The 20,134-nt window shown below is 66.5% G+C and carries 33 protein-coding genes and 1 pseudogene; 4 read left to right on the forward strand and 30 right to left on the reverse strand.

The annotated features are described in order from the left end of the window. Window positions 1–83: 83 nt before the first annotated feature. The 30 genes from rpsK to F0344_RS13940 form a co-directional block, all read right to left on the reverse strand. Window positions 84–488: a 30S ribosomal protein S11 gene (rpsK, locus tag F0344_RS13795; RefSeq protein ID WP_006376016.1), complete on the reverse strand. Its 405-nt coding sequence runs from the start codon at window positions 486–488 to the stop codon at window positions 84–86. A gap of 72 nt (window positions 489–560) precedes the next feature. Continuing rightward, a complete protein-coding gene (gene rpsM / locus F0344_RS13800; protein WP_185299079.1) occupies window positions 561–941 on the reverse strand; it encodes a 30S ribosomal protein S13 in 381 nt (126 codons plus the stop codon). A 198-nt stretch (window positions 942–1,139) separates the two neighbouring features. Continuing rightward, window positions 1,140–1,253 carry a 50S ribosomal protein L36 gene (gene rpmJ / locus F0344_RS13805; RefSeq protein ID WP_003956441.1) on the reverse strand — a complete coding sequence of 38 codons (114 nt, stop codon included), beginning with the start codon at window positions 1,251–1,253 and terminating at the stop codon, window positions 1,140–1,142. A 60-nt stretch (window positions 1,254–1,313) separates the two neighbouring features. Next, complete coding sequence (infA, locus tag F0344_RS13810) at window positions 1,314–1,535, reverse strand: translation initiation factor IF-1 (protein ID WP_014047798.1); 222 nt, start codon at window positions 1,533–1,535, stop codon at window positions 1,314–1,316. A gap of 289 nt (window positions 1,536–1,824) precedes the next feature. Continuing rightward, window positions 1,825–2,661 carry a type I methionyl aminopeptidase gene (map, locus tag F0344_RS13815; protein ID WP_185299080.1) on the reverse strand — a complete coding sequence of 279 codons (837 nt, stop codon included), beginning with the start codon at window positions 2,659–2,661 and terminating at the stop codon, window positions 1,825–1,827. Between the two features lie 122 nt (window positions 2,662–2,783). Beyond that, window positions 2,784–3,443, reverse strand: coding sequence for an adenylate kinase (locus F0344_RS13820; protein ID WP_185299081.1), 660 nt, complete (start codon window positions 3,441–3,443; stop codon window positions 2,784–2,786). Next, the gene (gene secY, locus F0344_RS13825; protein ID WP_185299082.1) at window positions 3,443–4,762 is read right to left on the reverse strand and encodes a preprotein translocase subunit SecY; all 1,320 of its coding nucleotides are present in this window, start codon (window positions 4,760–4,762) and stop codon (window positions 3,443–3,445) included. Before secY ends, F0344_RS13820 begins: the two co-directional genes overlap by 1 nt. A gap of 224 nt (window positions 4,763–4,986) precedes the next feature. Next, window positions 4,987–5,442 (reverse strand): 50S ribosomal protein L15, encoded by a 456-nt coding sequence (rplO, locus tag F0344_RS13830; protein WP_185299083.1) that lies wholly within the window; start codon window positions 5,440–5,442, stop codon window positions 4,987–4,989. A gap of 1 nt (window position 5,443) precedes the next feature. Next, window positions 5,444–5,626 carry a 50S ribosomal protein L30 gene (gene rpmD, locus F0344_RS13835; RefSeq protein WP_185299084.1) on the reverse strand — a complete coding sequence of 61 codons (183 nt, stop codon included), beginning with the start codon at window positions 5,624–5,626 and terminating at the stop codon, window positions 5,444–5,446. Next, on the reverse strand, window positions 5,626–6,231 hold the full coding sequence (gene rpsE / locus F0344_RS13840; RefSeq protein ID WP_185299085.1) for a 30S ribosomal protein S5: 606 nt from the start codon (window positions 6,229–6,231) through the stop codon (window positions 5,626–5,628). Before rpsE ends, rpmD begins: the two co-directional genes overlap by 1 nt. A gap of 47 nt (window positions 6,232–6,278) precedes the next feature. Continuing rightward, entirely contained in the window at window positions 6,279–6,662 is a 384-nt protein-coding gene (gene rplR / locus F0344_RS13845) for a 50S ribosomal protein L18 (protein WP_073718380.1), read from the reverse strand. A 3-nt stretch (window positions 6,663–6,665) separates the two neighbouring features. Further along, entirely contained in the window at window positions 6,666–7,205 is a 540-nt protein-coding gene (gene rplF, locus F0344_RS13850; protein WP_185299086.1) for a 50S ribosomal protein L6, read from the reverse strand. Between the two features lie 21 nt (window positions 7,206–7,226). Further along, window positions 7,227–7,625: a 30S ribosomal protein S8 gene (rpsH, locus tag F0344_RS13855; RefSeq protein ID WP_014154584.1), complete on the reverse strand. Its 399-nt coding sequence runs from the start codon at window positions 7,623–7,625 to the stop codon at window positions 7,227–7,229. Window positions 7,626–7,849: 224 nt separating this feature from the next. Further along, on the reverse strand, window positions 7,850–8,035 hold the full coding sequence (locus F0344_RS13860; RefSeq protein ID WP_003948630.1) for a type Z 30S ribosomal protein S14: 186 nt from the start codon (window positions 8,033–8,035) through the stop codon (window positions 7,850–7,852). Between the two features lie 2 nt (window positions 8,036–8,037). Beyond that, window positions 8,038–8,595 carry a 50S ribosomal protein L5 gene (gene rplE / locus F0344_RS13865; protein ID WP_185299087.1) on the reverse strand — a complete coding sequence of 186 codons (558 nt, stop codon included), beginning with the start codon at window positions 8,593–8,595 and terminating at the stop codon, window positions 8,038–8,040. Further along, window positions 8,595–8,918 (reverse strand): 50S ribosomal protein L24, encoded by a 324-nt coding sequence (gene rplX, locus F0344_RS13870; protein WP_018550616.1) that lies wholly within the window; start codon window positions 8,916–8,918, stop codon window positions 8,595–8,597. Before rplX ends, rplE begins: the two co-directional genes overlap by 1 nt. 2 nt (window positions 8,919–8,920) lie before the next feature. Next, entirely contained in the window at window positions 8,921–9,289 is a 369-nt protein-coding gene (rplN, locus tag F0344_RS13875) for a 50S ribosomal protein L14 (RefSeq protein WP_003966950.1), read from the reverse strand. Window positions 9,290–9,395: 106 nt separating this feature from the next. Beyond that, window positions 9,396–9,680: a 30S ribosomal protein S17 gene (gene rpsQ / locus F0344_RS13880; RefSeq protein WP_185299088.1), complete on the reverse strand. Its 285-nt coding sequence runs from the start codon at window positions 9,678–9,680 to the stop codon at window positions 9,396–9,398. Next, window positions 9,680–9,904 (reverse strand): 50S ribosomal protein L29, encoded by a 225-nt coding sequence (gene rpmC / locus F0344_RS13885; RefSeq protein ID WP_014047786.1) that lies wholly within the window; start codon window positions 9,902–9,904, stop codon window positions 9,680–9,682. The genes rpsQ and rpmC overlap by 1 nt, the downstream gene beginning before the upstream one ends. After that, window positions 9,904–10,323 carry a 50S ribosomal protein L16 gene (rplP, locus tag F0344_RS13890; protein WP_014154587.1) on the reverse strand — a complete coding sequence of 140 codons (420 nt, stop codon included), beginning with the start codon at window positions 10,321–10,323 and terminating at the stop codon, window positions 9,904–9,906. The genes rpmC and rplP overlap by 1 nt, the downstream gene beginning before the upstream one ends. A 5-nt stretch (window positions 10,324–10,328) precedes the next feature. Then, complete coding sequence (rpsC, locus tag F0344_RS13895) at window positions 10,329–11,180, reverse strand: 30S ribosomal protein S3 (RefSeq protein ID WP_185299089.1); 852 nt, start codon at window positions 11,178–11,180, stop codon at window positions 10,329–10,331. Further along, entirely contained in the window at window positions 11,180–11,527 is a 348-nt protein-coding gene (gene rplV / locus F0344_RS13900; RefSeq protein WP_026290933.1) for a 50S ribosomal protein L22, read from the reverse strand. The genes rpsC and rplV overlap by 1 nt, the downstream gene beginning before the upstream one ends. 42 nt (window positions 11,528–11,569) lie before the next feature. Further along, complete coding sequence (gene rpsS / locus F0344_RS13905) at window positions 11,570–11,851, reverse strand: 30S ribosomal protein S19 (protein WP_103509564.1); 282 nt, start codon at window positions 11,849–11,851, stop codon at window positions 11,570–11,572. A 12-nt stretch (window positions 11,852–11,863) separates the two neighbouring features. Further along, window positions 11,864–12,700, reverse strand: coding sequence for a 50S ribosomal protein L2 (rplB, locus tag F0344_RS13910; RefSeq protein WP_073718388.1), 837 nt, complete (start codon window positions 12,698–12,700; stop codon window positions 11,864–11,866). A gap of 40 nt (window positions 12,701–12,740) precedes the next feature. Continuing rightward, window positions 12,741–13,076 carry a 50S ribosomal protein L23 gene (gene rplW / locus F0344_RS13915; RefSeq protein WP_185299090.1) on the reverse strand — a complete coding sequence of 112 codons (336 nt, stop codon included), beginning with the start codon at window positions 13,074–13,076 and terminating at the stop codon, window positions 12,741–12,743. Next, the gene (rplD, locus tag F0344_RS13920; RefSeq protein WP_185299091.1) at window positions 13,076–13,726 is read right to left on the reverse strand and encodes a 50S ribosomal protein L4; all 651 of its coding nucleotides are present in this window, start codon (window positions 13,724–13,726) and stop codon (window positions 13,076–13,078) included. Before rplD ends, rplW begins: the two co-directional genes overlap by 1 nt. Window positions 13,727–13,730: 4 nt before the next feature. Continuing rightward, a complete protein-coding gene (rplC, locus tag F0344_RS13925) occupies window positions 13,731–14,375 on the reverse strand; it encodes a 50S ribosomal protein L3 (RefSeq protein WP_185299092.1) in 645 nt (214 codons plus the stop codon). Between the two features lie 14 nt (window positions 14,376–14,389). Beyond that, the gene (rpsJ, locus tag F0344_RS13930) at window positions 14,390–14,698 is read right to left on the reverse strand and encodes a 30S ribosomal protein S10 (RefSeq protein ID WP_003948644.1); all 309 of its coding nucleotides are present in this window, start codon (window positions 14,696–14,698) and stop codon (window positions 14,390–14,392) included. Window positions 14,699–15,261: 563 nt separating this feature from the next. Continuing rightward, window positions 15,262–15,471, reverse strand: a complete 210-nt coding sequence (locus F0344_RS13935) for a DUF397 domain-containing protein (protein WP_185299093.1) — start codon at window positions 15,469–15,471, stop codon at window positions 15,262–15,264. Further along, window positions 15,468–16,349, reverse strand: a complete 882-nt coding sequence (locus tag F0344_RS13940) for a helix-turn-helix domain-containing protein (RefSeq protein WP_185299094.1) — start codon at window positions 16,347–16,349, stop codon at window positions 15,468–15,470. The genes F0344_RS13935 and F0344_RS13940 overlap by 4 nt, the downstream gene beginning before the upstream one ends. A gap of 163 nt (window positions 16,350–16,512) precedes the next feature. Between F0344_RS13940 and F0344_RS13945 the strand changes: the two genes are divergently transcribed. From F0344_RS13945 to F0344_RS13960, 4 genes and pseudogenes are all read left to right on the forward strand, one after another. After that, entirely contained in the window at window positions 16,513–16,938 is a 426-nt protein-coding gene (locus F0344_RS13945) for an ATP-binding protein (protein WP_185299095.1), read from the forward strand. A gap of 298 nt (window positions 16,939–17,236) precedes the next feature. After that, window positions 17,237–18,223, forward strand: a complete 987-nt coding sequence (locus tag F0344_RS13950; RefSeq protein ID WP_185299096.1) for a helix-turn-helix domain-containing protein — start codon at window positions 17,237–17,239, stop codon at window positions 18,221–18,223. 34 nt (window positions 18,224–18,257) lie between these two features. Then, window positions 18,258–19,148 carry a hypothetical protein gene (locus F0344_RS13955; RefSeq protein WP_185299097.1) on the forward strand — a complete coding sequence of 297 codons (891 nt, stop codon included), beginning with the start codon at window positions 18,258–18,260 and terminating at the stop codon, window positions 19,146–19,148. 68 nt (window positions 19,149–19,216) lie between these two features. Further along, window positions 19,217–20,104, forward strand: a pseudogene (locus F0344_RS13960) (PIG-L family deacetylase); the annotation flags it as partial. Between the last annotated feature and the right edge of the window lie 30 nt (window positions 20,105–20,134).

The raw sequence follows: 20,134 nt of genomic DNA on the forward strand, positions 1-20,134 counted from the left end.
ACAAGGATACGGGCGGTACGCCTCGAAGAGACATACCGCCCGGACCTGGAAGAAACGCAACAACCGTTACCGGCCGTCGTGCGTCAGACGCGACGACGCTTCGGCGGGCGGCAGCCGTTGTGCGGCGTCGGGGTGACGTCCTGGATCGAACCGACCTCGAGGCCAGTGGCCTGGAGGGAGCGGATCGCGGTCTCGCGGCCGGAGCCCGGACCCTTGACGAAGACGTCAACCTTGCGCATGCCGTGCTCCTGCGCGCGGCGGGCGGCCGACTCGGCGGCCATCTGCGCGGCGAAGGGGGTGGACTTGCGCGAGCCCTTGAAGCCGACGTGGCCGGCGGAGGCCCAGGAGATCACGTTGCCCGCGGGGTCCGTGATCGAGACGATGGTGTTGTTGAACGTGCTCTTGATGTGCGCGTGCCCATGAGCGACGTTCTTCTTTTCCTTGCGACGCACCTTCTTGGCTGCGCCCTGACGACCCTTGGGGGGCATGTCTTTACTCCAGATGGAGAGGGGAGGTGATCGGTCCTACAGCGAAGACCGCTGGATAGCGTCCGCTGAGGACTACTTCTTGCCCGGCTTCTTCTTACCGGCGATCGCGCGACGCGGGCCCTTGCGGGTACGCGCGTTGGTGCTGGTGCGCTGACCGTGCACCGGCAGACCACGGCGGTGACGGATGCCCTGGTAGCAGCCGATCTCGATCTTGCGGCGGATGTCACCCTGGATCTCGCGGCGGAGGTCACCCTCGGTGCGCAGGTTGGCGTCCACGTACTCGCGGATCTTGACCAGGTCCTCTTCGGCCAGGTCACGAACGCGGGTGTTCGGGTTCACGCCGGCGCTGGCGAGGATCTCCTTGGACCGGGTACGCCCGATGCCGAAGACGTAGGTGAGGGCAACCTCCACGCGCTTTTCGCGCGGGATGTCAACACCTGAAACGCGTGCCATTCAATGGCTCCAGTTGTTATGTCGGGGGTCTTCCACAGTGTCACTCCCGGCCGCCGACCTCTCGTACGAAGTACTGAGGTGGTACGTCCGGGTCCCCGGCCCCCGCCGGAGGTGTCGTCAGCCGAAGCGTGGACGGGCACTGCGTATGTACGAATTACGTGCGTCGCGCGAAGTCTGCGAGATGCAGGGGGTCGTGCTTCAGCCCTGGCGCTGCTTGTGGCGCAGGTTGTCGCAGATGACCATGACCCGACCGTGACGGCGGATCACCTTGCACTTGTCGCAGATCTTCTTGACGCTCGGCTTGACCTTCATGGGATGTCAGGTTCTCCGGGTCAGTGCCATCACCGCGCCGAAGCGCGATGCGGGCAAGATCTACTTGTATCGGTAGACGATCCGGCCACGCGTCAGGTCGTACGGAGAGAGCTCCACCACGACCCTGTCATCCGGGAGGATACGGATGTAGTGCATCCGCATCTTGCCGCTGATGTGCGCGAGGACCTTGTGACCGTTCTGGAGCTCCACCCTGAACATCGCGTTCGGGAGAGACTCGATCACGGTGCCCTCAATTTCGATGGCACCTTGCTTCTTGGCCACGCTTCGCCTTTCGAATCGGCTACCTTGATCGACTTCGGCTTCCATATGCGGACACACGGATGCACGAGAGCCGACGAGTCAGTCTACGTCAGCGGATCCGAAAAGACGAATCCGTCAAGTTTGCCCAGCCACGGTGATCCTTAGACCTGCTGGGCGGCCCTGTCATCACCCCAGGGGGTCCGGCGCCGCCTCGATCCCGGCCCCTCCCCCACGCAGCCCTCGCGGGCTCGGCGCCGGAGCGCCTCACAGCTTCGGTCCGCCGCGCCGAGCTCCGCCCGCCGGCAGGCGGTCACCCCAGGGGGTCCGGCGCCGCCTCGATCCCGTACTGCGCCAGCTTCTCGCGGCCGCAGTCGGGTGACGTGAGGACCAGGGGGCCCTGCTCCGTCAGAGCGATCGAGTGCTCCCAGTGCGAGGACCAGGTGCCGTCGGTCGTCAGGACCGTCCACTCGTCCGCCAGGACCTTCGTCTGCGCCGTACCGAGGGACACCATGGGCTCGATGGCCAGGCAGACGCCCGGGACCAGCTTGATGCCCTTGCCGCGCTTACGGGAGACGTAGTTCAGCAGGTGCGGGTCCATGTGCATCTCGGTGCCGATGCCGTGGCCGCCGTAGTCCTCGATGATCCCGTACTTGCCGGTGGCCGGGCGGGGCTGGCGGCGGATGTAGGACTCGATCGCCTTGGAGATGTCGACGAGGCGGTTGTTCACCTTCATCGCGGCGATGCCGGCCCACATCGACTCCTCGGTCACCCGGGACAGCTCCACGAGCTCCGGGGCGTGACCGGTGCCGACGAACGCGGTGTACGCGGCGTCGCCGTGCCAGCCGTCGATGATCGCGCCGGCGTCGATCGAGATGATGTCGCCGTCCTTGAGGACCGTCTTGTCGTCCGGGATGCCGTGCACGACGACCTCGTTGACCGAGGTGCAGATGGTCGCGGGGAAGCCGCCGTACCCGAGGAAGTTCGACTTGGCGCCGTGGTCGGCGATCACCTTGCGCGCGACCTCGTCGAGGTCCTTGGTGGTGGCGCCGGGCACGGCCGCCTCGCGGGTGGCGGCGTGAATGGCAGCGACCACCAGGCCCGCCTCGCGCATCTTCGCGATCTGCTCGGGAGTCTTGATCTGCACCATTGCTCGGCGCCTCTCTACGTCTGTGGGATACGGGTGCGGCGTATCCCAAGATACGGCGCAAACAGTCGGCCGCGACGCCTGTGAGGCGCCGCGGCCGACTGTGAAGGTGCTACGGGGAGGTCTCAGCCCTCGTCGGACTTCTCGAGCGCCTCCATGGCCCGCTCGGTCACATCGGTGACCTTGCCGAGCGCGGAGATGGTGACCACCAGGCCCTGGGCCCTGTAGTAGTCGATGATCGGCTCGGTCTCCGTGTGGTAGACCTCCAGCCGGGTCCTGACCGTCTCCTCGCTGTCGTCGTCCCGCTGGTACAGCTCGCCGCCACAGGCGTCGCAGACGCCCTCGGTCTTCGGCTGGTTGTACGTCACGTGGAAGACGTGCGCGCTGTCGTTCCGGCAGATACGGCGGCCGGCGATGCGCTTGACCACCTCGTCCTCGGGGACCTCCAGGTCCAGGACCGCGTCCAGCTTCACGCTCTCGTTCCGGAGAATCCCGTCGAGAGCCTCGGCCTGTCCCACGTTGCGGGGAAAACCGTCGAGCAGAAAGCCGTCGACGGCGTCAGGCTGGGACATGCGGTCCTTGGCCATCCCGATGGTGACCTCGTCCGGCACCAGCTGCCCCGCGTCCATGTAGGAGCGGGCCTGCTTGCCAAGGTCTGTGCCCTGGCTGATGTTGGCGCGGAAGAGGTCGCCCGTGGAGATGTGCGGAATCGACAGGTTCTGGGCAAGGTACGCAGCCTGCGTTCCCTTACCGGCACCGGGCGGCCCGACGAGGACGATTCGCATCAGCGGAGGAACCCTTCGTAATTGCGCTGCTGGAGCTGACTCTCGATCTGCTTCACGGTTTCCAGACCAACACCCACGATGATGAGGATGCTCGTCCCGCCGAACGGGAAGTTGGCGTTCGCGCCGCCGAAGCCTGCCAACGCCATCGTCGGCACAAGAGCGATCAGACCCAGATACAGCGAGCCCGGCCAAGTGATCCTGTTGAGTACGTAACTCAGATACTCGGCGGTCGGGCGACCAGCCCGGATGCCCGGGATGAAGCCACCATACTTCTTCATGTTGTCCGCGACTTCCTCGGGGTTGAACGAGATCGCCACATAGAAGAAGGCGAAGAACACGATCAACAGGAAGTACGTCACGATGTAGTACGGGTGGTCACCCTTGACGAAGTGGTCCTGGATCCACGTCGCCCAGCCCGCGGTGGAGCTGGAGAACTGCACGATCAGGGCCGGGATGTAGAGCAGCGAAGAAGCGAAGATGACGGGAATCACACCCGCCTGGTTCACCTTCAGCGGGATGTACGTGGACGTACCGCCATAGGACCGGCGCCCGATCATGCGCTTCGCGTACTGCACCGGGATACGGCGCTGGGCCTGCTCGACGAAGACGACGAGCCCGACCATCACGAAGCCGATCAGGATGACGGTGGCGAACTCGATCCAGCCGTCCGCGAGCTTGCCGCTCGTCTTGATGGCCCACAGTGCGCCGGGGAAGCTGGCCGCGATCGAGATGAACATCAGGATCGACATACCGTTGCCGATGCCCTTGTCGGTGATGAGCTCACCGAGCCACATCACGGCGGCAGTTCCGGCGGTCATGGTGAGAACCATCACTACCGTGGTGAAGATCGACTGGTTCGGAACGATCTGATCAGCGACAGGACAGCCACTGAACAACGCCCCGCTGCGGGCGGTTGCCACCAGGCCCGTGCCCTGGAGGATGGCGAGCGCCACGGTCAGATAACGCGTGTACTGCGTGATCTTTCCCTGGCCCGACTGTCCCTCCTTCTTGAGGGCTTCGAGCCGGGGGATGACGACGGTCAGCAGCTGAAGAATGATGCTGGCCGTGATGTACGGCATGATGCCGAGCGCGAAGATCGTGATCTGCAGCAGTGCACCACCGCTGAACATGTTCACCAGGCCGAAGAGGCTGTTGTTGCCCTTGCTTGCCTGATCAACACAGGTCTGGACGTTCTCGTAGCTCACTCCCGGTACGGGAATGTGTGCCCCGAGACGGTAGAGCACGATGATGCCGAGCGTGAAGAACAGCTTCTTGCGCAGGTCGGGCGTCTTGAACGCCCGGGCGAACGCGGTGAGCACGGTGCCTCCTGCGACCCCCGCGCAATGCGTAGAGGTGACGGTCTTGAGGATCGACGATTAGGTAACAGTCAAAGGTCCCCGGGCGGACGCCCAGGGGGTTAGCACACAACAACGCTGGCCACCTTACCGGCGACCATGCCCCCCTAGGAACGACCAACCGGGGATGCCCCATATGAGAGGCATCCCCGGTCGGATGTTCAGGCCACCAGCTTGTCCGAGTTGTCTCAGACGAGCTCGGTGACAGTGCCGCCCGCAGCGGCAATCTTCTCCTTGGCGGAGCCGGAAACGGCGTCAACCGAAACCTGCAGTGCCACGGAGATCTCGCCCTGTCCGAGGACCTTGACGAGGTGGTTGTTGCGCACAGCGCCCTTGGCGACCAGACCGGCCACCGTGACCTCTCCACCCTCGGGGTAGAGCGTCGCGAGCTTGTCCAGGTTCACGACCTGGTACTCCGTGCGGAACGGGTTCTTGAAGCCCTTGAGCTTCGGGAGACGCATGTGGAGGGGCATCTGCCCACCCTCGAAGCGCTCCGGAACCTGGTAACGAGCCTTCGTACCCTTGGTACCACGGCCTGCGGTCTTACCCTTGGACGCCTCACCACGACCCACACGGGTCTTGGCGGTCTTGGCGCCCGGGGCAGGCCGGAGGTTGTGGGCCTTCAGCGGGCTGTTCTCCGCCATGTCAGTCAACCTCCTCAACCGTCACGAGGTGGCGGACGGTGTTAGCCATTCCGCGGAACTCGGGGCGGTCCTCCTTGACAACCGTGTCGTTCAGGCGCTTGAGCCCGAGCGAACGCAGGGTGTCACGGTGGTTCTGCTTGCTACCGATGTACGACTTGGTCTGCGTGATCTTGAGGCGAGCCATCAGACACCCGCTCCCGCAGCACGTGCACGCAGCAGAGCCGCGGGGGCGACGTCCTCGAGGGGCAGACCACGGCGAGCCGCGATCTCCTCGGGACGCTGCAGGCCCTGAAGGGCCGCCACGGTCGCATGCACGATGTTGATCGGGTTCGAAGAACCGAGCGACTTCGACAGGATGTCGTGAACGCCGGCGCACTCCAGAACGGCGCGCACCGGGCCACCCGCGATCACACCGGTACCGGGGGAAGCAGGCTTGAGCAGAACGACGCCCGCAGCCTTCTCGCCCTGGATCGGGTGAGGGATGGTGCCCTGGATACGCGGAACCTTGAAGAAGCTCTTCTTGGCCTCTTCAACGCCCTTGGCGATGGCCGCGGGAACTTCCTTGGCCTTGCCGTATCCGACACCGACGGTGCCGTCACCATCGCCTACCACGACAAGCGCGGTAAAGCTGAAGCGACGACCACCCTTCACAACCTTGGCGACGCGGTTGATCGCGACGACGCGCTCGACGTACGCGGTCTTCTCGGCGGCAGGGCCACCGTCACGGCCCTTCCGGTCCCGCCGCTCGCCGCCACCGGCACCGCTTCCGCGGCGCTGGGGTCCAGCCATTGGAATTACCTCTCTCTGTTACGTCCGCTGTGCGTAGGAACCGGGGCTTAGAACTTCAGCCCGGCTTCACGGGCGGCGTCAGCCAGAGCGGCAATCCGCCCGGCGTACTGGTTACCACCGCGGTCAAACACGACGGCCTCGACGCCTGCGGCCTTGGCGCGCTCGGCGACCAGGGCCCCGACCTGCTTGGCCAGGGCGCTCTTGTCACCCTCGCCACCACGGATGGAGGCGTCCAGGGTCGATGCCGAGGCGAGCGTGTGGCCCGCCACGTCGTCGATGACCTGAGCCACCATGTGGCGGTTGGAACGCGTCACAACCAGGCGCGGCCGCTCCGGCGAACCGGAGATGTGCTTGCGGACGCGGATGTGGCGGCGCTTGAGGGCGGCACGCTTGTAGGCGTCACCCTTGGCGATCTTTACACCGTATGCCATGGCTTACTTACCCGCCTTTCCGACCTTGCGGCGGACAACCTCGCCGGCGTACTTGACGCCCTTGGCCTTGTACGGGTCCGGCTTCCGCAGCTTGCGGATCTTCGCGGAGACCTCGCCGACCTTCTGCTTGTCGATGCCCTCGACACTGAACTTCGTGGGCGACTCGACCTTGAAGGTGATGCCTTCAGGGGCCTCGATGAGGATCGGGTGGCTGTAGCCCAGGGCGAACTCCAGGTTGGAGCCCTTCGCCTGAACTCGGTAACCGACACCGCTGATCTCGAGCGCCTTGCTGTATCCCGCGGTCACGCCGGTGATCATGTTCGCCACCAGCGTGCGGGACAGGCCGTGAAGGGCCTTGTTCTGACGCTCGTCGTTAGGGCGGACGACGCTGAGCACGCCGTCCTCACCCTTGGTGACCTCGATCGGCGCGGCGACGGTGTGCGAGAGGGTGCCCTTGGGGCCCTTCACCGCTACCGTGCGGCCATCGATGGTGACGTCCACACCGGCGGGAACCTGGATGGGGAGCTTGCCGATTCGCGACATGAGCTATTCCTCCGTTCCCGACTACCAGACGTAGGCGAGGACTTCCCCACCTACGCCCTTCTTGCTGGCCTGCTGGCCGGTCAGGAGACCGTGGGACGTGGAGATGATCGCCACGCCCAGGCCGCCGAGAACCTTCGGCAGATTGGTGGACTTTGCGTATACACGCAGACCCGGCTTCGAAATCCGCTTGATGCCGGCGATCGAGCGCTCGCGGTTCGGGCCGAACTTCAGCTCGAGAACGAGGCTCTTGCCGACCTCGGCGTCCTCGACCTTCCAGCCGGTGATGAAGCCCTCCTGCTGGAGGATCTCCGCGATGTGCGACTTGATCTTGCTGTGCGGCATTGCGACATCGTCGTGATACGCCGAGTTCGCGTTGCGCAGACGAGTGAGCATGTCTGCGATGGGATCAGTCATGGTCATGAGTTGGCCTTCGGCCTCTCTCGCCGGGGTTTCCTGTATGCGCCATCCCTCTCCCCACTCAGTGGCGGGACGGGTGCGGTGCGGGGACCTACGGCGTAGTAAGTCGGTCTAGGGCGGCAGGCGCCCAACCCCACAAGCCTACGGCATGTAAGGCGGGGCTCCTGCCGACCAGATACTTACCGAGAGTCTCCGGGTATTCCCAACGCCCAAAGGGCGAAGGAGAATTACCAGGAGCTCTTGGTCACGCCCGGCAGCTCGCCACGGTGAGCCATCTCACGAAGGCACACGCGGCACAGGCCGAACTTGCGGTAGACGGAGTGGGGCCGGCCGCAGCGCTGGCAGCGGGTGTACCCGCGCACGCCGAACTTCGGCTTGCGGGCGGCCTTAGCGATCAGAGCCTTCTTCGCCACGGTCAGTTCTCCTTGAACGGGAAGCCGAGGTGACGAAGGAGGGCACGACCCTCGTCGTCGTTGGTCGCCGTGGTGACCACGGTGATGTCCATGCCCCGGACCCGGTCGATCTTGTCCTGGTCGATCTCGTGGAACATGACCTGCTCCGTGAGACCGAAGGTGTAGTTGCCACGGCCGTCGAACTGCTTCGGCGACAGGCCGCGGAAGTCACGGATACGCGGAAGCGCGAGCGACAGCGTACGGTCCAGGAACTCCCACATGCGGTCACCACGAAGGGTGACGTGGCAGCCGATCGGCTGCCCCTCGCGCAGCTTGAACTGCGCGATCGACTTGCGGGCCTTGGTGACGGCCGGCTTCTGACCGGTGATCGTGGTGAGGTCCTTGACGGCCCCGTCGATCAGCTTGGAGTCGCGGGCGGCGTCGCCCACACCCATGTTGACCACGATCTTGACCAGACCGGGAACCTGCATGACGTTCTCGAAGGAGAACTCCTCACGCAGCTTGCCGGCGATTTCCTCGCGGTAGCGCGTCTTGAGACGCGGCGCTGTGGTGGTAGTCATCAGATGTCCTCACCGGTGCGCTTGGCAACACGGATCTTGTTGCCCTCGTCGTCAAAGCGGTAACCGACGCGAGTAACGACCTTGTTGCCGTCCTTCTCAACAACCAGCTGCACGTTGCTGACGTGGACGGGAGCCTCGGTCGTCACAATGCCACCGGTCTGCGAACCGCGAGCGGTCTGACCGGCCTTCGTGTGCTTCTTGACCCGGTTGACACCCTCGACGAGGACGCGGTCCTGAGCAGGGTAGGCAACGATGACCTTGCCCTGCTTGCCCTTGTCCTTACCGGTGATGACCTGAACCAGGTCGCCCTTCTTGATCTTCATGCTTACAGCACCTCCGGCGCGAGCGAGATGATCTTCATGAACTTCTTCTCGCGCAGCTCACGGCCCACCGGGCCGAAGATACGGGTGCCGCGGGGGTCGCCGTCGTTCTTCAGAATGACGGCAGCGTTCTCGTCGAAGCGGATGTACGAGCCATCCTGACGACGACGCTCCTTGACGGTGCGAACGATGACGGCCTTGACGACGTCACCCTTCTTCACGTTGCCACCGGGGATCGCATCCTTGACGGTGGCGACGATGACGTCACCGATGCCCGCGTAGCGGCGACCCGAGCCACCGAGAACACGGATGGTGAGAATTTCCTTCGCACCCGTGTTGTCGGCGACACGAAGTCGCGACTCCTGCTGGATCACGTCTATCTCCTGATCGTCTGCCGGTTCCCGGCGGGGGTCACTCCGTTACGGAGCGGACCCCCACCGAGCCTGGCGGAACTGTCCTGAGGGGAAACCCCCTCAGGGATTACTTGGCCTTCTCGAGGATCTCGACGATGCGCCACCGCTTCGACGCGGACAGCGGCCGCGTCTCCATGATGATCACACGGTCGCCGACGCCGGCAGAGTTCTGCTCGTCGTGGGCCTTGAGCTTGTTCGTACGGCGGATGACCTTGCCGTACAGCGCGTGCTTGACGCGGTCCTCGACAGCGACGACGACGGTCTTGTCCATCTTGTCGCTGACGACGAGACCCTCACGGGTCTTGCGGAAACCGCGCTGCTCAGTCGTCTCAGTCACATTCTTCTCGCTCATCAGACGCTCTCCACCGTCTCGATGCCGAGCTCGCGCTCGCGCATCAGGGTGTAGATCCGGGCGATGTCCTTACGGACGGACTTGAGCCGACCGTGGTTCTCGAGCTGGCCCGTCGCCGCCTGGAAGCGGAGGTTGAACAGCTCTTCCTTGGCCTCGCGGAGCTTGTTGAGGAGCTCCTCGTTGCCCAGTTCGCGCAGCTCGGACGCCTTGGTACCGGCCGACATCACGACTCACCTGCCTCGCGCCGAACGATCCGGCACTTCATCGGAAGCTTGTGAGCAGCGCGGGTAAGCGCCTCACGAGCAATCTTCTCGTTCGGGTAGGACAGCTCGAACATCACGCGACCCGGCTTGACGTTCGCGATCCACCACTCGGGAGAACCCTTACCGGAACCCATGCGGGTCTCGGCAGGCTTCTTCGTCAGGGGGCGGTCCGGATAAATGTTGATCCAGACCTTCCCGCCACGCTTGATGTGGCGGGTCATCGCGATACGAGCTGCCTCGATCTGGCGGTTCGTCACGTACGCCGGGGACAGCGCCTGGATGCCGTACTCGCCGAACGCAACCTGCGTGCCACCCTTGGACATTCCGCTGCGCTTCGGGTGGTGCTGCTTGCGGTGCTTGACCCTACGGGGGATCAGCATTTCGGTCAGGCCTCCGTTCCGGTGCTCTCAGCCGGAGCAGCGGCGACGGGAGCGTCGGCCTTGGGGGCCTCCGCTGCCGGCGCGGACTGCTGCGGCTTGCGGCCTCCGCGACCGCCACGCTCGCCGCCACCACCGCTGCCACTGCGGCCACCGCGGCCGGCGGGGCGCTCAGCGCCACGGGCCGGACGGTTGCCGGCACGGGCTGCGGCGTTCTCGGCGCGGACCTCGGCGATGTTCTTGACGTCGCCCTTGTAGATCCAGACCTTCACGCCGATACGGCCGAAGGTCGTCTTGGCCTCGAAGAAGCCGTAGTCCACGTTCGCGCGGAGCGTGTGCAGGGGCACGCGGCCCTCGCGGTAGAACTCCGAGCGGGACATCTCGGCGCCGCCGAGGCGACCGCCGCACTGGATCTTGATGCCCTTGGCGCCGGCCTTCATCGTGCTCTGCATGCTCTTACGCATCGCACGACGGAAGGAGACACGGGAGGAGAGCTGCTCGGCGACGGCCTGGGCCACCAGCTGAGCGTCCACCTCGGGGTTCTTGACCTCGAGGATGTTCAGCTGGACCTGCTTGCCGGTCAGCTTCTCCAGCTCGCCACGGATGCGGTCGGCCTCGGCGCCACGGCGACCGATGACGATGCCCGGGCGGGCGGTGTGGATGTCGACACGGACGCGGTCGCGGGTGCGCTCGATCTCAACCTTCGAGATACCGGCACGCTCCATGCCCTTCGTCATCATGCGACGAATGGCAACGTCTTCCTTGACGTAGTCCGCGTACAGCTTGTCGGCGTACCAACGGGACTTGAAGTCCGTGGTAATGCCGAGCCGGAACCCATGCGGGTTAACCTTCTGGCCCATTACCGGGTTCCTTCCTTGCTGCTGACGACCACGGTGATGTGGCTGGTCCGCTTACGGATCCGGTAGGCACGGCCCTGAGCACGCGGTCGGAACCGCTTCAGGGTCGGGCCCTCGTCCACGTACGCCTCGCTGATGACCAGCGAAGAGGCGTCAGGGTGGTCGTAGTTGTGTGCAGCGTTGGCAATGGCGCTGTCAAGCACCTTGCCAACCGGCACGCTCGCGGCCTGCGGGGCGAAACGCAGGACCGCCTGAGCCTCCGTGGCATCCATGCCACGGATGAGGTCCACCACTCGGCGGGCCTTCATGGGCGTGACGCGGATGTACCGCGCCTGGGCCCTGGCTTCCATGGTTGTCCCTTCGGTGTTAGTCATAGTCGTTTCCACCCCGCGCTAGCGGCGCTTCGACTTCCGGTCGTCCTTGACGTGGCCGCGGAAGGTGCGAGTCGGCGAGAACTCGCCGAGCTTGTGGCCGACCATCGACTCGGTGACGAACACCGGGACATGGATCTTGCCGTTGTGCACCGCGATGGTGTGACCCAGCATGGCCGGGACGATCATCGAGCGACGGGACCAGGTCTTGATGACGTTCTTGGTACCTGCGTCGTTCTGTACGTCCACCTTCTTGATGAGGTGGCCGTCGACGAAGGGCCCCTTCTTGAGACTGCGCGGCATCTAAACCCGCTCCTAGCGCTTCTTGTTCGTCTTGCGGCGGCGGACGATGTACTTGCTCGATGCCTTCTTCGGCGAGCGAGTACGACCCTCCTTCTGACCCCACGGCGAGACCGGGTGACGTCCACCGGAGGTCTTGCCTTCACCACCACCGTGCGGGTGGTCAACCGGGTTCATCGCGACACCGCGGACGGTCGGGCGAACGCCCTTCCAGCGCATACGGCCGGCCTTGCCCCAGTTGATGTTCGACTGCTCGGCGTTGCCGACCTCACCAATGGTGGCGCGGCAGCGGGCGTCGACCAGCCGGATCTCTCCGGACGGCATACGAAGGTGGGCCATGGTGCCCTCCTTCGCCAGCAGCTGCACGGAAGTACCCGCGGAACGGGCGAACTTCGCGCCGCCGCCGGGCCGAAGCTCGATGGCGTGGATGGTCGTACCGACCGGGATGTTGCGCAGCGCGAGGTTGTTGCCCGGCTTGATGTCTGCGGCCGGACCGTTCTCGACACGGTCACCCTGCGACAGGCCACGCGGGGCGACGATGTAACGCTTCTCGCCGTCCGCGTAGTGCAGCAGCGCGATGCGCGCGGTGCGGTTCGGGTCGTACTCGATGTGCGCGACCTTGGCCGGCACGCCGTCCTTGTCGTGACGACGGAAGTCGATCACACGGTAGGCGCGCTTGTGTCCGCCACCCTGGTGGCGAACAGTGATCCGACCGGCGTTGTTACGGCCGCCCTTGCTGTGCAGGGGGCGGACCAGCGACTTCTCCGGCGTGGACCGCGTGATCTCGACAAAGTCGGCGACGCTGGAGCCACGACGGCCCGGGGTCGTCGGCTTGTACTTGCGGATTCCCATTTCTCAGTCCTCGTCCGATTCCGGACGATCCAGACCGCCGTTAGGCGGTCGGACCGCCGAAGATGTCGATACGGTCGCCCTCGGCAAGGGTCACGATGGCGCGCTTGGTGTCAGCGCGCTTGCCGAAGCCGGTCTTGGTGCGCTTGCGCTTACCCTGCCGGTTGATCGTGTTGACCCCGGTGACCTTGACCGAGAAGACCGCTTCCACGGCCTGCTTGATCTGGGTCTTGTTGGAGCCGGGCGCGACGATGAACGTGTACTTGTTCTCGTCGAGCAGCGCGTAGCTCTTCTCGGAGACAACCGGCTTGACGAGAACGTCACGCGGGTCCGAGTAGGTCTTGCTCGTGATGGTGCTGGTAACGGTCGCCTCGCTCATCAGGCGTCGCTCCCTTCGGTCTCAGCGGTCTGGGGGCCAGACACGAAGGACTCGAAAGCGGCCTGAGTGAAGACCACGTCGTCAGAGACGATCACGTCGTACGTGTTCAGCTGGCCCGGCTCCAGGATGTGCACCTGGGGCAGGTTGCGTGCGGACAGCCACGCGGCCTCGTCGGCGCGGTCGACGACCAGGAGCACGTTCGCACGCTCCGAGATCTTGCCGAGCAGCGTCTTCGCGGCCTTCGTGGAAACTCCACCCTCGACCACGCCGGTGACGACGTGGATGCGGGAGTGACGCGCCCGGTCGGAGAGGGCACCGCGGAGAGCGGCGGCCTTCATCTTCTTCGGGGTGCGCTGCGAGTAGTCGCGCGGCTTCGGGCCGTGGACGACGCCACCGCCCACGAACTGCGGCGCACGGGTCGAACCCTGGCGGGCGCGGCCGGTGCCCTTCTGGCGGTAAGGCTTACGGCCACCACCACGGACTTCACCGCGGCGCTTGGTCGAGTGCGTGCCCTGACGGGCAGCTGCCAGCTGTGCGACAACGACCTGGTGGATCAGCGGAACGCTGGTCTTCGCGTCGAAGATCTCCGCGGGGAGCTCGACGGTACCGGCCTTGTCGCCTGCCGGCGAAAGGATGTCAATGGTGCTCATTACCTCAAGCCCCCTTGGCCGCGGTACGGACCAGGACGAGGCCGCCGTTCGGACCGGGGACTGCGCCCTTGATGAGCAGCAGACCCTTCTCCGCGTCAACCGCGTGGATGGTCAGGTTCTGGGTGGTGACGCGCTCGTTACCCATCCGGCCGGCCATGCGCATGCCCTTGAAGACACGCCCAGGGGTGGCGCAGCCACCGATCGAACCGGGGGAACGGTGCTTGCGCTGGACGCCGTGACCGGCGCCGAGACCCTTGAAGTTGTGACGCTTCATGACACCGGCGAAGCCCTTGCCCTTGCTCTTGCCCGTGACGTCAACCTTGACGCCGGACTCGAACACCTCGGCAGTGATCTCCTGGCCCAGCGTGTACTCGCTGGAGTCAGGGGTGCGGAGCTCCACCAGGTGGCGGCGCGGGGTCACGTCGGCCTTGGCGAAGTGACCCTTGAGGGGCTTGTTCACCTTGCGCGGGTCGATCTCGCCGAAGGCGATCTGGACCGACTCGTAGCCGTCGCTGTCGTTCGTACGAACCTGCGTCACGACGCACGGCCCGGCCTTGACGACGGTCACCGGGACAACCCGGTTGTTCTCGTCCCAGACCTGGGTCATGCCGAGCTTCTCGCCCAGGACGCCCTTGATGCTCTTGCTCATCTCGGCCCGTCCCCTCAGAGCTTGATCTCGATGTCGACGCCAGCCGGCAGGTCGAGGCGCATCAGCGAGTCAACCGTCTTCGGCGTGGGGTCGAGAATGTCGATGAGGCGCTTGTGCGTGCGCATCTCGAAGTGCTCGCGAGAGTCCTTGTACTTGTGCGGCGACTTGATGACGCAGTACACGTTCTTCTCAGTGGGCAGCGGCACCGGGCCTGCGACCGACGCACCAGTGCGGGTCACCGTCTCGACGATCTTCTTCGCCGAGGAGTCGATGACCTCGTGGTCGTAGGCCTTGAGCCGGATGCGGATCTTCTGTCCCGCCATGGCTACTAGTAGTCCTGTCTCTCATAACGCTCTGGAACCCGGGGGTTCTCGGAACTCCGTCTCCGACCCACGCGGTCGGGCGTGTCGCATCCCCTCTACGAAAATCTCCCGAAGGAAATCCCAACCAAGGGGGTGCGGGCCCACAGACCTCGCGAACCGGGGGCGGAACACCCACCGGGTGCCTGGCCGGCGCCCTGCTGAACTTCCCGAAAGATTCCCGTACGTCCGACCCGCATGGGGTCGACGAGTACCGTGGGACTCGCTTCCGGTCCTCCCGGCGGGAGGCGCGCAACATTGACACTCAACCGAGCAACCTGGTCAGTGTGCCATACGGGGCGCGAGCCTGGCCAATCGGGCCGGGGATCTTACCCCCCGTGGTCGGATGGTCAAACGCGGGCACACATGGACAGGCCCCGTTCGCCTTCCCCGGCGGCTCACGGCCGGCTCGTCCCCGTACGAAATCGTTCCCGGGTCGTCACCGAGGTGACCCTCCGCGGTCTCCTCCGAAGACCCCGCCCGCACTCACTGACAAGGAGGAGCGGGGGCGCGACCACGTTTCAGGATCAGCGTCCGGCGGCGTACGGGACGAAGCCCGCCCATGCCCCTGGTGCGAAGGCGAGCCTCGCCCCCTGCGCGTTCTTGGAGTCGCGCACGTGTACCGAGCCGAGGGCCGCCGCCACCTCGACACAGTCGCCTTCGTTGCCGTTGCTGCTGTAGCTGCTCTTGAACCAGGCCAACCCAGAAACGTCTTGCGCGGAAGTCCTGCGGATCATGTCTCTCCCAGCACTTGCTCGATGAGGGCCAGAGTCTCCCGGGGCCTGAGAGCCTCGGCCCGGATGATGCCATACCGCAGTTCGAGGATACGGAGTTGCTTCGCGTCGGTCACGCGACGCCCGTTGAACGCCCCGTGGGAACGTCCCACCGCTGTACCGTCCTTGAACTTCAGCACGTCGATGTCACCGTCCATCCCAGGATGCGCCTCTCGATGCGTAGGCATCACCTGGAGGGTCACATTCCGGAACTGCCCGATTTCCAGCAACCGCTCGAGCTGTCGTCGCCACTCCAGTAGGCCCCCAATGGGTCGCCTGAGTGATGACTCCTCCTGGACGAAACTGAGGGCAGGTGCAGGCGCCCTCTCGAAGATCGCTTGTCGGGCCACACGTGCGGCCACCATCCGTTCCACCTCGTCCTGCGAGTACGGGGGCTGCCTAGCCTCAAACAGCGCCCGCGCATGACCCGGGGTCTGCAACAGCCCGTGCAGACCATGCGCCACATAGGCCGCGATCTCGACCGACCTCGCTTCCACGCCCGCCAGGTCCCGCACCTTCTTCGGGTACCGGACCGCTGCCAGATCCTGCTTCATCGCAGCGATCTTCCCGCCCGCGCCGCACACCTCGTCCACCTTGTCCAGGAACTCCGGCCGAGGGATCCGCCGCCCGCCCTCCACCTTGTAGACCAGGTCCTCCCCGTACCCGATCGCCACCCCGAGCTCACCGGCCCGCATCCCGGCCGCCTCCCGCCAGGCCTTGATCTGGCGCCCCACGGCGGCGACCACCGCGACGCCCGACTCGTCCTCGGGATCGACGTCCCAGCCGGGCTCGTCCGCCCCGCCGACGCCATTCCGCTCCGTACCGATCCCGTCCACACTCATCCGTGCCCCACTTCCGACGTGCGTGCCGTTCTTCCTCAACCGCGTCTGTTCCCCGCACGTCACTCCGGACAGCCGGGACAGCACTGGACAAGCCCGGGACAGTCACCGTACGCAAGGGCTCAGTCACTGGGCACGGTACGCAGGCCCGGCCACGCTGAATGATGTGAACCAACAAGCCGCCACCCCCCAACTCCGCACCACCGAACGCACGTTCACGGTGCTGCTCTCCCCCACCCGCCGAGGCGCCCGGCTGGCCCGACTCCTCGCCGTGGCCCATCTCGACCTCTGGGGACTGCCCTCGGAGTCGGCCGCGCACATCGTCGCGGAGCTCACCACCAACGCCTCGGTCCACGGACGGGTATCAGGCCGGGACTTCCGACTGCGCCTCACCGTCCGCGAGGACAGCCGACTGCGCATCGAGGTCACCGACGCCCGGGGTGACCGCCTGCCCGTCGCAACGGCCCCCGACCCACACGCGGAGGGCGGGCGCGGCCTGCTCATCGTCGAGGCCCTCGCCGACCGCTGGGGCGTCATTCCGGGCCCGGTCCCCCGTAAAACGGTCTGGGCGGAGCTCGACCTCGCACCGTGACCGACTCCACCGGGTCGCGGACACCCACGACCCGGTCGGCCACGGCCCGGTGACCCGCGACGCGGCCACCCACGACGTCTAAAGGCTTTTAAAGAACTCGGGAAACAACCCAACCAAACCCCACCCCACCCCCGCCCTGACCTGCATCACTCGCACGGGTGACATATCGCAACAGGGCTGGATTCGGGCCGGGTTGGCTGGCATATGCTCGCCGCGACAACCACAGACACGAGACGGCCCCCGCCGGGACTGCGAATCCCGGCCGGGGGCCTGACCACGAGGAAGAAGCACCTTCCCGATGGATACCCCGCAGGTTATCGCGCCCCCGTGCGCCCAGCCCGGCTCCCCCGGCACCCAGACCGACGTCACGCCGACATCCGGCGTCCTCCACGTCAACGTCCGCCACATCTCCGGCTTCACGGTCATCGGCAACCACCTCGCCCAGCACCGCGGCCTCTCCCTCACCGCGATCGGGCTCGCCGTACACATCCAGTCCCTGCCCGCCGGGGCCAAGGTCAGCATCAAGGTACTCACCGCCCGCTTCCCGGAGAGCGAAGCCCGCATCGCCGCCGCCCTGCGCGAACTGGAAGCCACCGGCTATCTCCACCGCAGCCGCGTGCGCCTCCCCGACGGCCGCATGGTCACGCGCACGGTCTCCTACAACCAACCCGGCGCCATCGCTCTCGCGCCACAACCGCTGCCGCGCCCCCGGCCCCGCCGCAGCGAGCCCCCAGCCCCCCTCACCGTCCCGCCACCCGCGCCGCCACGCGACGCAGCCGCCCCGACCACCGCCCCGGAACCCCTGCCTCCGGCAGCCCCCGTCTACCTACCGGCACCCACGGCCCCGAGGAAACAGCCCCCGCCGCTCCCCCATCCCCACGCACCCACCGAGGAGCTCCACCGGGCCGCCACAGCGCTCCTCGCCGACCTCCGCCGCAGCTCGCCCCAACTCACCCTCCCCGAGACGGAAATCGAGACACTCGCCCCTGGCGTCGCCGCCTGGCTCGAACGCGACGCCCATCCCGACACCATCCGCCACGCGCTCACCAGCGACCTCCCGACCCCCGTCAAACACCCGGCGAAGTTCGTCCGCAGCCGCATCACCACGCTCCTGCCACCCCCACTCCCCGGCACCGCGGACCTCACCCCGCCCCGCCGCAAGGTCATCGTCATCCCGCTCCAGAACTGCGACACGTGCGACCGCGCCTTCCGCGCCACCGCCCCAGGACACTGCCGCGGCTGCCGAGTCGACGCGCACCAGGACCCGCACACAGCCGCAGCCTGACAGCCACGGCCGCCCTCACCCCGAACGGACCCACATGGTCAGCTCGCCCCACGAAGCAATGCACCGCATCTTCCAGGAGTACCCCGGCCTCTTCTCCCGCGTATCCGAAGTCCTCGGCGTCAACATCCCGCCGCCCACCTCAGCCACCGTCCTTCCCACCGACCTCACAGAGAACAGCCCCGTCGAACGCCGTGTCGACACCCTCCTGCGCATCGACACCCAGTACGACGGCCCCTTCCTCCTCGCCATCGAGGCCCAAGGCAAGAAGGACCCACGCAAGACCGCGAGCTGGCCCTACTACGTCAGCTATCTCCACAACAGATACGGCGCCCTGCCCGTCCTGCTCCTGGTCGTCTGCCAGGACCACGCCACCGCCCAATGGGCCGCGCGCCCCATCACCATCGGCCTCCGCCAATGGCAGACACTCACCCTCAACCCACTCGTCGCCGGCCCGCACAACATGCCCGTCATCAAGAACGTCGCCGAGGCCCGCAAGGACCTCGCACTCGCCACTCTCGCCGCCATCACACACGCCGACGATCCAGACGTCGGTGCCATACTGAAAACGCTCTCCGCCGCACTGCGTGACGCACCCGAAACCATCGCCGACCCCATCGTCGAACTCACCGCACAGGGCCTGGGCACCCGCCCGGCCGCACAACAGTGGAGGAACCTGGTGGCCGTGGACACCTCTTTCTACAAGTCCTTCATGTCGGAAGAAATCCGGGACGAAGGCCGAACCGAAGGCCGAACCGAAGGCCGAGCCGAAGGCCTCCTGCTGATCCTCGAAGCACGCGGCATCGCCCTCACCGACGAGCTCCGGCAGAAGATCACCACCTGCACCGACCCCCGCCTGCTGAACCAGTGGCTCCAACACGCCGCCACGGCCACCACCACCGAAGAGGTCTTCGCCGAGGGGCACTGACCGGCCAGGTTCGCGGACAGTAGCGGGGGAGCCCTTCTCCCCCGCTACTGTCCGAAGTCTCCGCGGGCGTCCGATGGCGCGAGAGCGCCCCCGGCAGCGGCGTCTGGCTGGGGCCGGACGACCTCGGCGGCGGCCCGCTCGCCCCCGTGCTCGGCACGGCGGCGCTCGCCGACGGACGACAGCTGCTGTTCGGGCTGCGCTTCTCCGCGCTCGGCGGGCACGGCAGCGACAACGAGCGCGAGATCGTGCTCCTCGAACAGCGCTCCCCCGGCGGCGGGTTCCGTGCCTGGCGCGGCCTCGGCAATCCGGCCGGGGGGCACGACCACGGACGCCGGATCGGCATACCGGTGGCCGTCGCCGCCCCGGACGGTCAGGTCCACCTCTTCGTACGGAACGCCGAGGGCGGGGTCAGTACGCGGGTGCGGAACGCCTCCGGACGGTGGAGCGGCTGGCGGGACACCGGCGGCGGGCCGGTGCAGGACGGGTTCGGGACCGCCGTCGACGGGGCCGGCCGCGTCCATGTCTTCGCTGCGGGCCATCACGCGGTGCACCACTGGACGCAGGACGCGCCCGGCGACCCGCTGACCGCCCGCACCCAGCTCGACCGGGCGCTGGGACCCGGTGTGGCGCCGACGGCGCTCACCGCCGCCGACGGGACCGTGGAGGTGTTCTACCGGGCGGAGGCCGACTCCGGACTGACCGCGGTGGACTCGTCGGGCGCCGCCGTGGAGCGCGGGGACTTCCGCGGGTACGGGCCCCTCACCGCAGCGGCCTCCCCGTACGGCACCGTCCTGCTCGGTCGCACCGAGGAAGGCCTGGTCCAGCTCCGTACGGACCGAGGGCTTCACGTACGCACGCGGGGGCCCGCGGCCCTCGACGGCGCCGCGCTCCACCTCGACGCCGAAGGACGGCCGGGCGTGGTGGGTCTGGGCCCGGACGCCGCGCCCTGGACCTAGGGACCGGGCACACGCAAGAGGGGCCCCGGT

This window comes from Streptomyces finlayi, assembly GCF_014216315.1.
Classification (GTDB): domain Bacteria; phylum Actinomycetota; class Actinomycetes; order Streptomycetales; family Streptomycetaceae; genus Streptomyces; species Streptomyces finlayi_A.

Coding starts and splice junctions, on each gene's coding strand:
- rpsK (WP_006376016.1), bottom strand. CDS start 488: ATGCCCCCCAAGGGTCGTCAGGGCGCAGCCAAGAAGGTGCGTCGCAAG.
- rpsM (WP_185299079.1), bottom strand. CDS start 941: ATGGCACGCGTTTCAGGTGTTGACATCCCGCGCGAAAAGCGCGTGGAG.
- rpmJ (WP_003956441.1), bottom strand. CDS start 1,253: ATGAAGGTCAAGCCGAGCGTCAAGAAGATCTGCGACAAGTGCAAGGTG.
- map (WP_185299080.1), bottom strand. CDS start 2,661: ATGGTGCAGATCAAGACTCCCGAGCAGATCGCGAAGATGCGCGAGGCG.
- F0344_RS13820 (WP_185299081.1), bottom strand. CDS start 3,443: ATGCGAATCGTCCTCGTCGGGCCGCCCGGTGCCGGTAAGGGAACGCAG.
- rplO (WP_185299083.1), bottom strand. CDS start 5,442: ATGGCGGAGAACAGCCCGCTGAAGGCCCACAACCTCCGGCCTGCCCCG.
- rpmD (WP_185299084.1), bottom strand. CDS start 5,626: ATGGCTCGCCTCAAGATCACGCAGACCAAGTCGTACATCGGTAGCAAG.
- rpsE (WP_185299085.1), bottom strand. CDS start 6,231: ATGGCTGGACCCCAGCGCCGCGGAAGCGGTGCCGGTGGCGGCGAGCGG.
- rplR (WP_073718380.1), bottom strand. CDS start 6,662: ATGGCATACGGTGTAAAGATCGCCAAGGGTGACGCCTACAAGCGTGCC.
- rplF (WP_185299086.1), bottom strand. CDS start 7,205: ATGTCGCGAATCGGCAAGCTCCCCATCCAGGTTCCCGCCGGTGTGGAC.
- rpsH (WP_014154584.1), bottom strand. CDS start 7,625: ATGACCATGACTGATCCCATCGCAGACATGCTCACTCGTCTGCGCAAC.
- rplE (WP_185299087.1), bottom strand. CDS start 8,595: ATGACTACCACCACAGCGCCGCGTCTCAAGACGCGCTACCGCGAGGAA.
- rplX (WP_018550616.1), bottom strand. CDS start 8,918: ATGAAGATCAAGAAGGGCGACCTGGTTCAGGTCATCACCGGTAAGGAC.
- rpsQ (WP_185299088.1), bottom strand. CDS start 9,680: ATGAGCGAGAAGAATGTGACTGAGACGACTGAGCAGCGCGGTTTCCGC.
- rpmC (WP_014047786.1), bottom strand. CDS start 9,904: ATGTCGGCCGGTACCAAGGCGTCCGAGCTGCGCGAACTGGGCAACGAG.
- rplP (WP_014154587.1), bottom strand. CDS start 10,323: ATGCTGATCCCCCGTAGGGTCAAGCACCGCAAGCAGCACCACCCGAAG.
- rpsC (WP_185299089.1), bottom strand. CDS start 11,180: ATGGGCCAGAAGGTTAACCCGCATGGGTTCCGGCTCGGCATTACCACG.
- rplV (WP_026290933.1), bottom strand. CDS start 11,527: ATGGAAGCCAGGGCCCAGGCGCGGTACATCCGCGTCACGCCCATGAAG.
- rpsS (WP_103509564.1), bottom strand. CDS start 11,851: ATGCCGCGCAGTCTCAAGAAGGGGCCCTTCGTCGACGGCCACCTCATC.
- rplB (WP_073718388.1), bottom strand. CDS start 12,700: ATGGGAATCCGCAAGTACAAGCCGACGACCCCGGGCCGTCGTGGCTCC.
- rplW (WP_185299090.1), bottom strand. CDS start 13,076: ATGAGCGAGGCGACCGTTACCAGCACCATCACGAGCAAGACCTACTCG.
- rplD (WP_185299091.1), bottom strand. CDS start 13,726: ATGAGCACCATTGACATCCTTTCGCCGGCAGGCGACAAGGCCGGTACC.
- rplC (WP_185299092.1), bottom strand. CDS start 14,375: ATGAGCAAGAGCATCAAGGGCGTCCTGGGCGAGAAGCTCGGCATGACC.
- rpsJ (WP_003948644.1), bottom strand. CDS start 14,698: ATGGCGGGACAGAAGATCCGCATCCGGCTCAAGGCCTACGACCACGAG.
- F0344_RS13935 (WP_185299093.1), bottom strand. CDS start 15,471: ATGATCCGCAGGACTTCCGCGCAAGACGTTTCTGGGTTGGCCTGGTTC.
- F0344_RS13940 (WP_185299094.1), bottom strand. CDS start 16,349: ATGAGTGTGGACGGGATCGGTACGGAGCGGAATGGCGTCGGCGGGGCG.
- F0344_RS13950 (WP_185299096.1), top strand. CDS start 17,237: ATGGATACCCCGCAGGTTATCGCGCCCCCGTGCGCCCAGCCCGGCTCC.
- F0344_RS13955 (WP_185299097.1), top strand. CDS start 18,258: ATGGTCAGCTCGCCCCACGAAGCAATGCACCGCATCTTCCAGGAGTAC.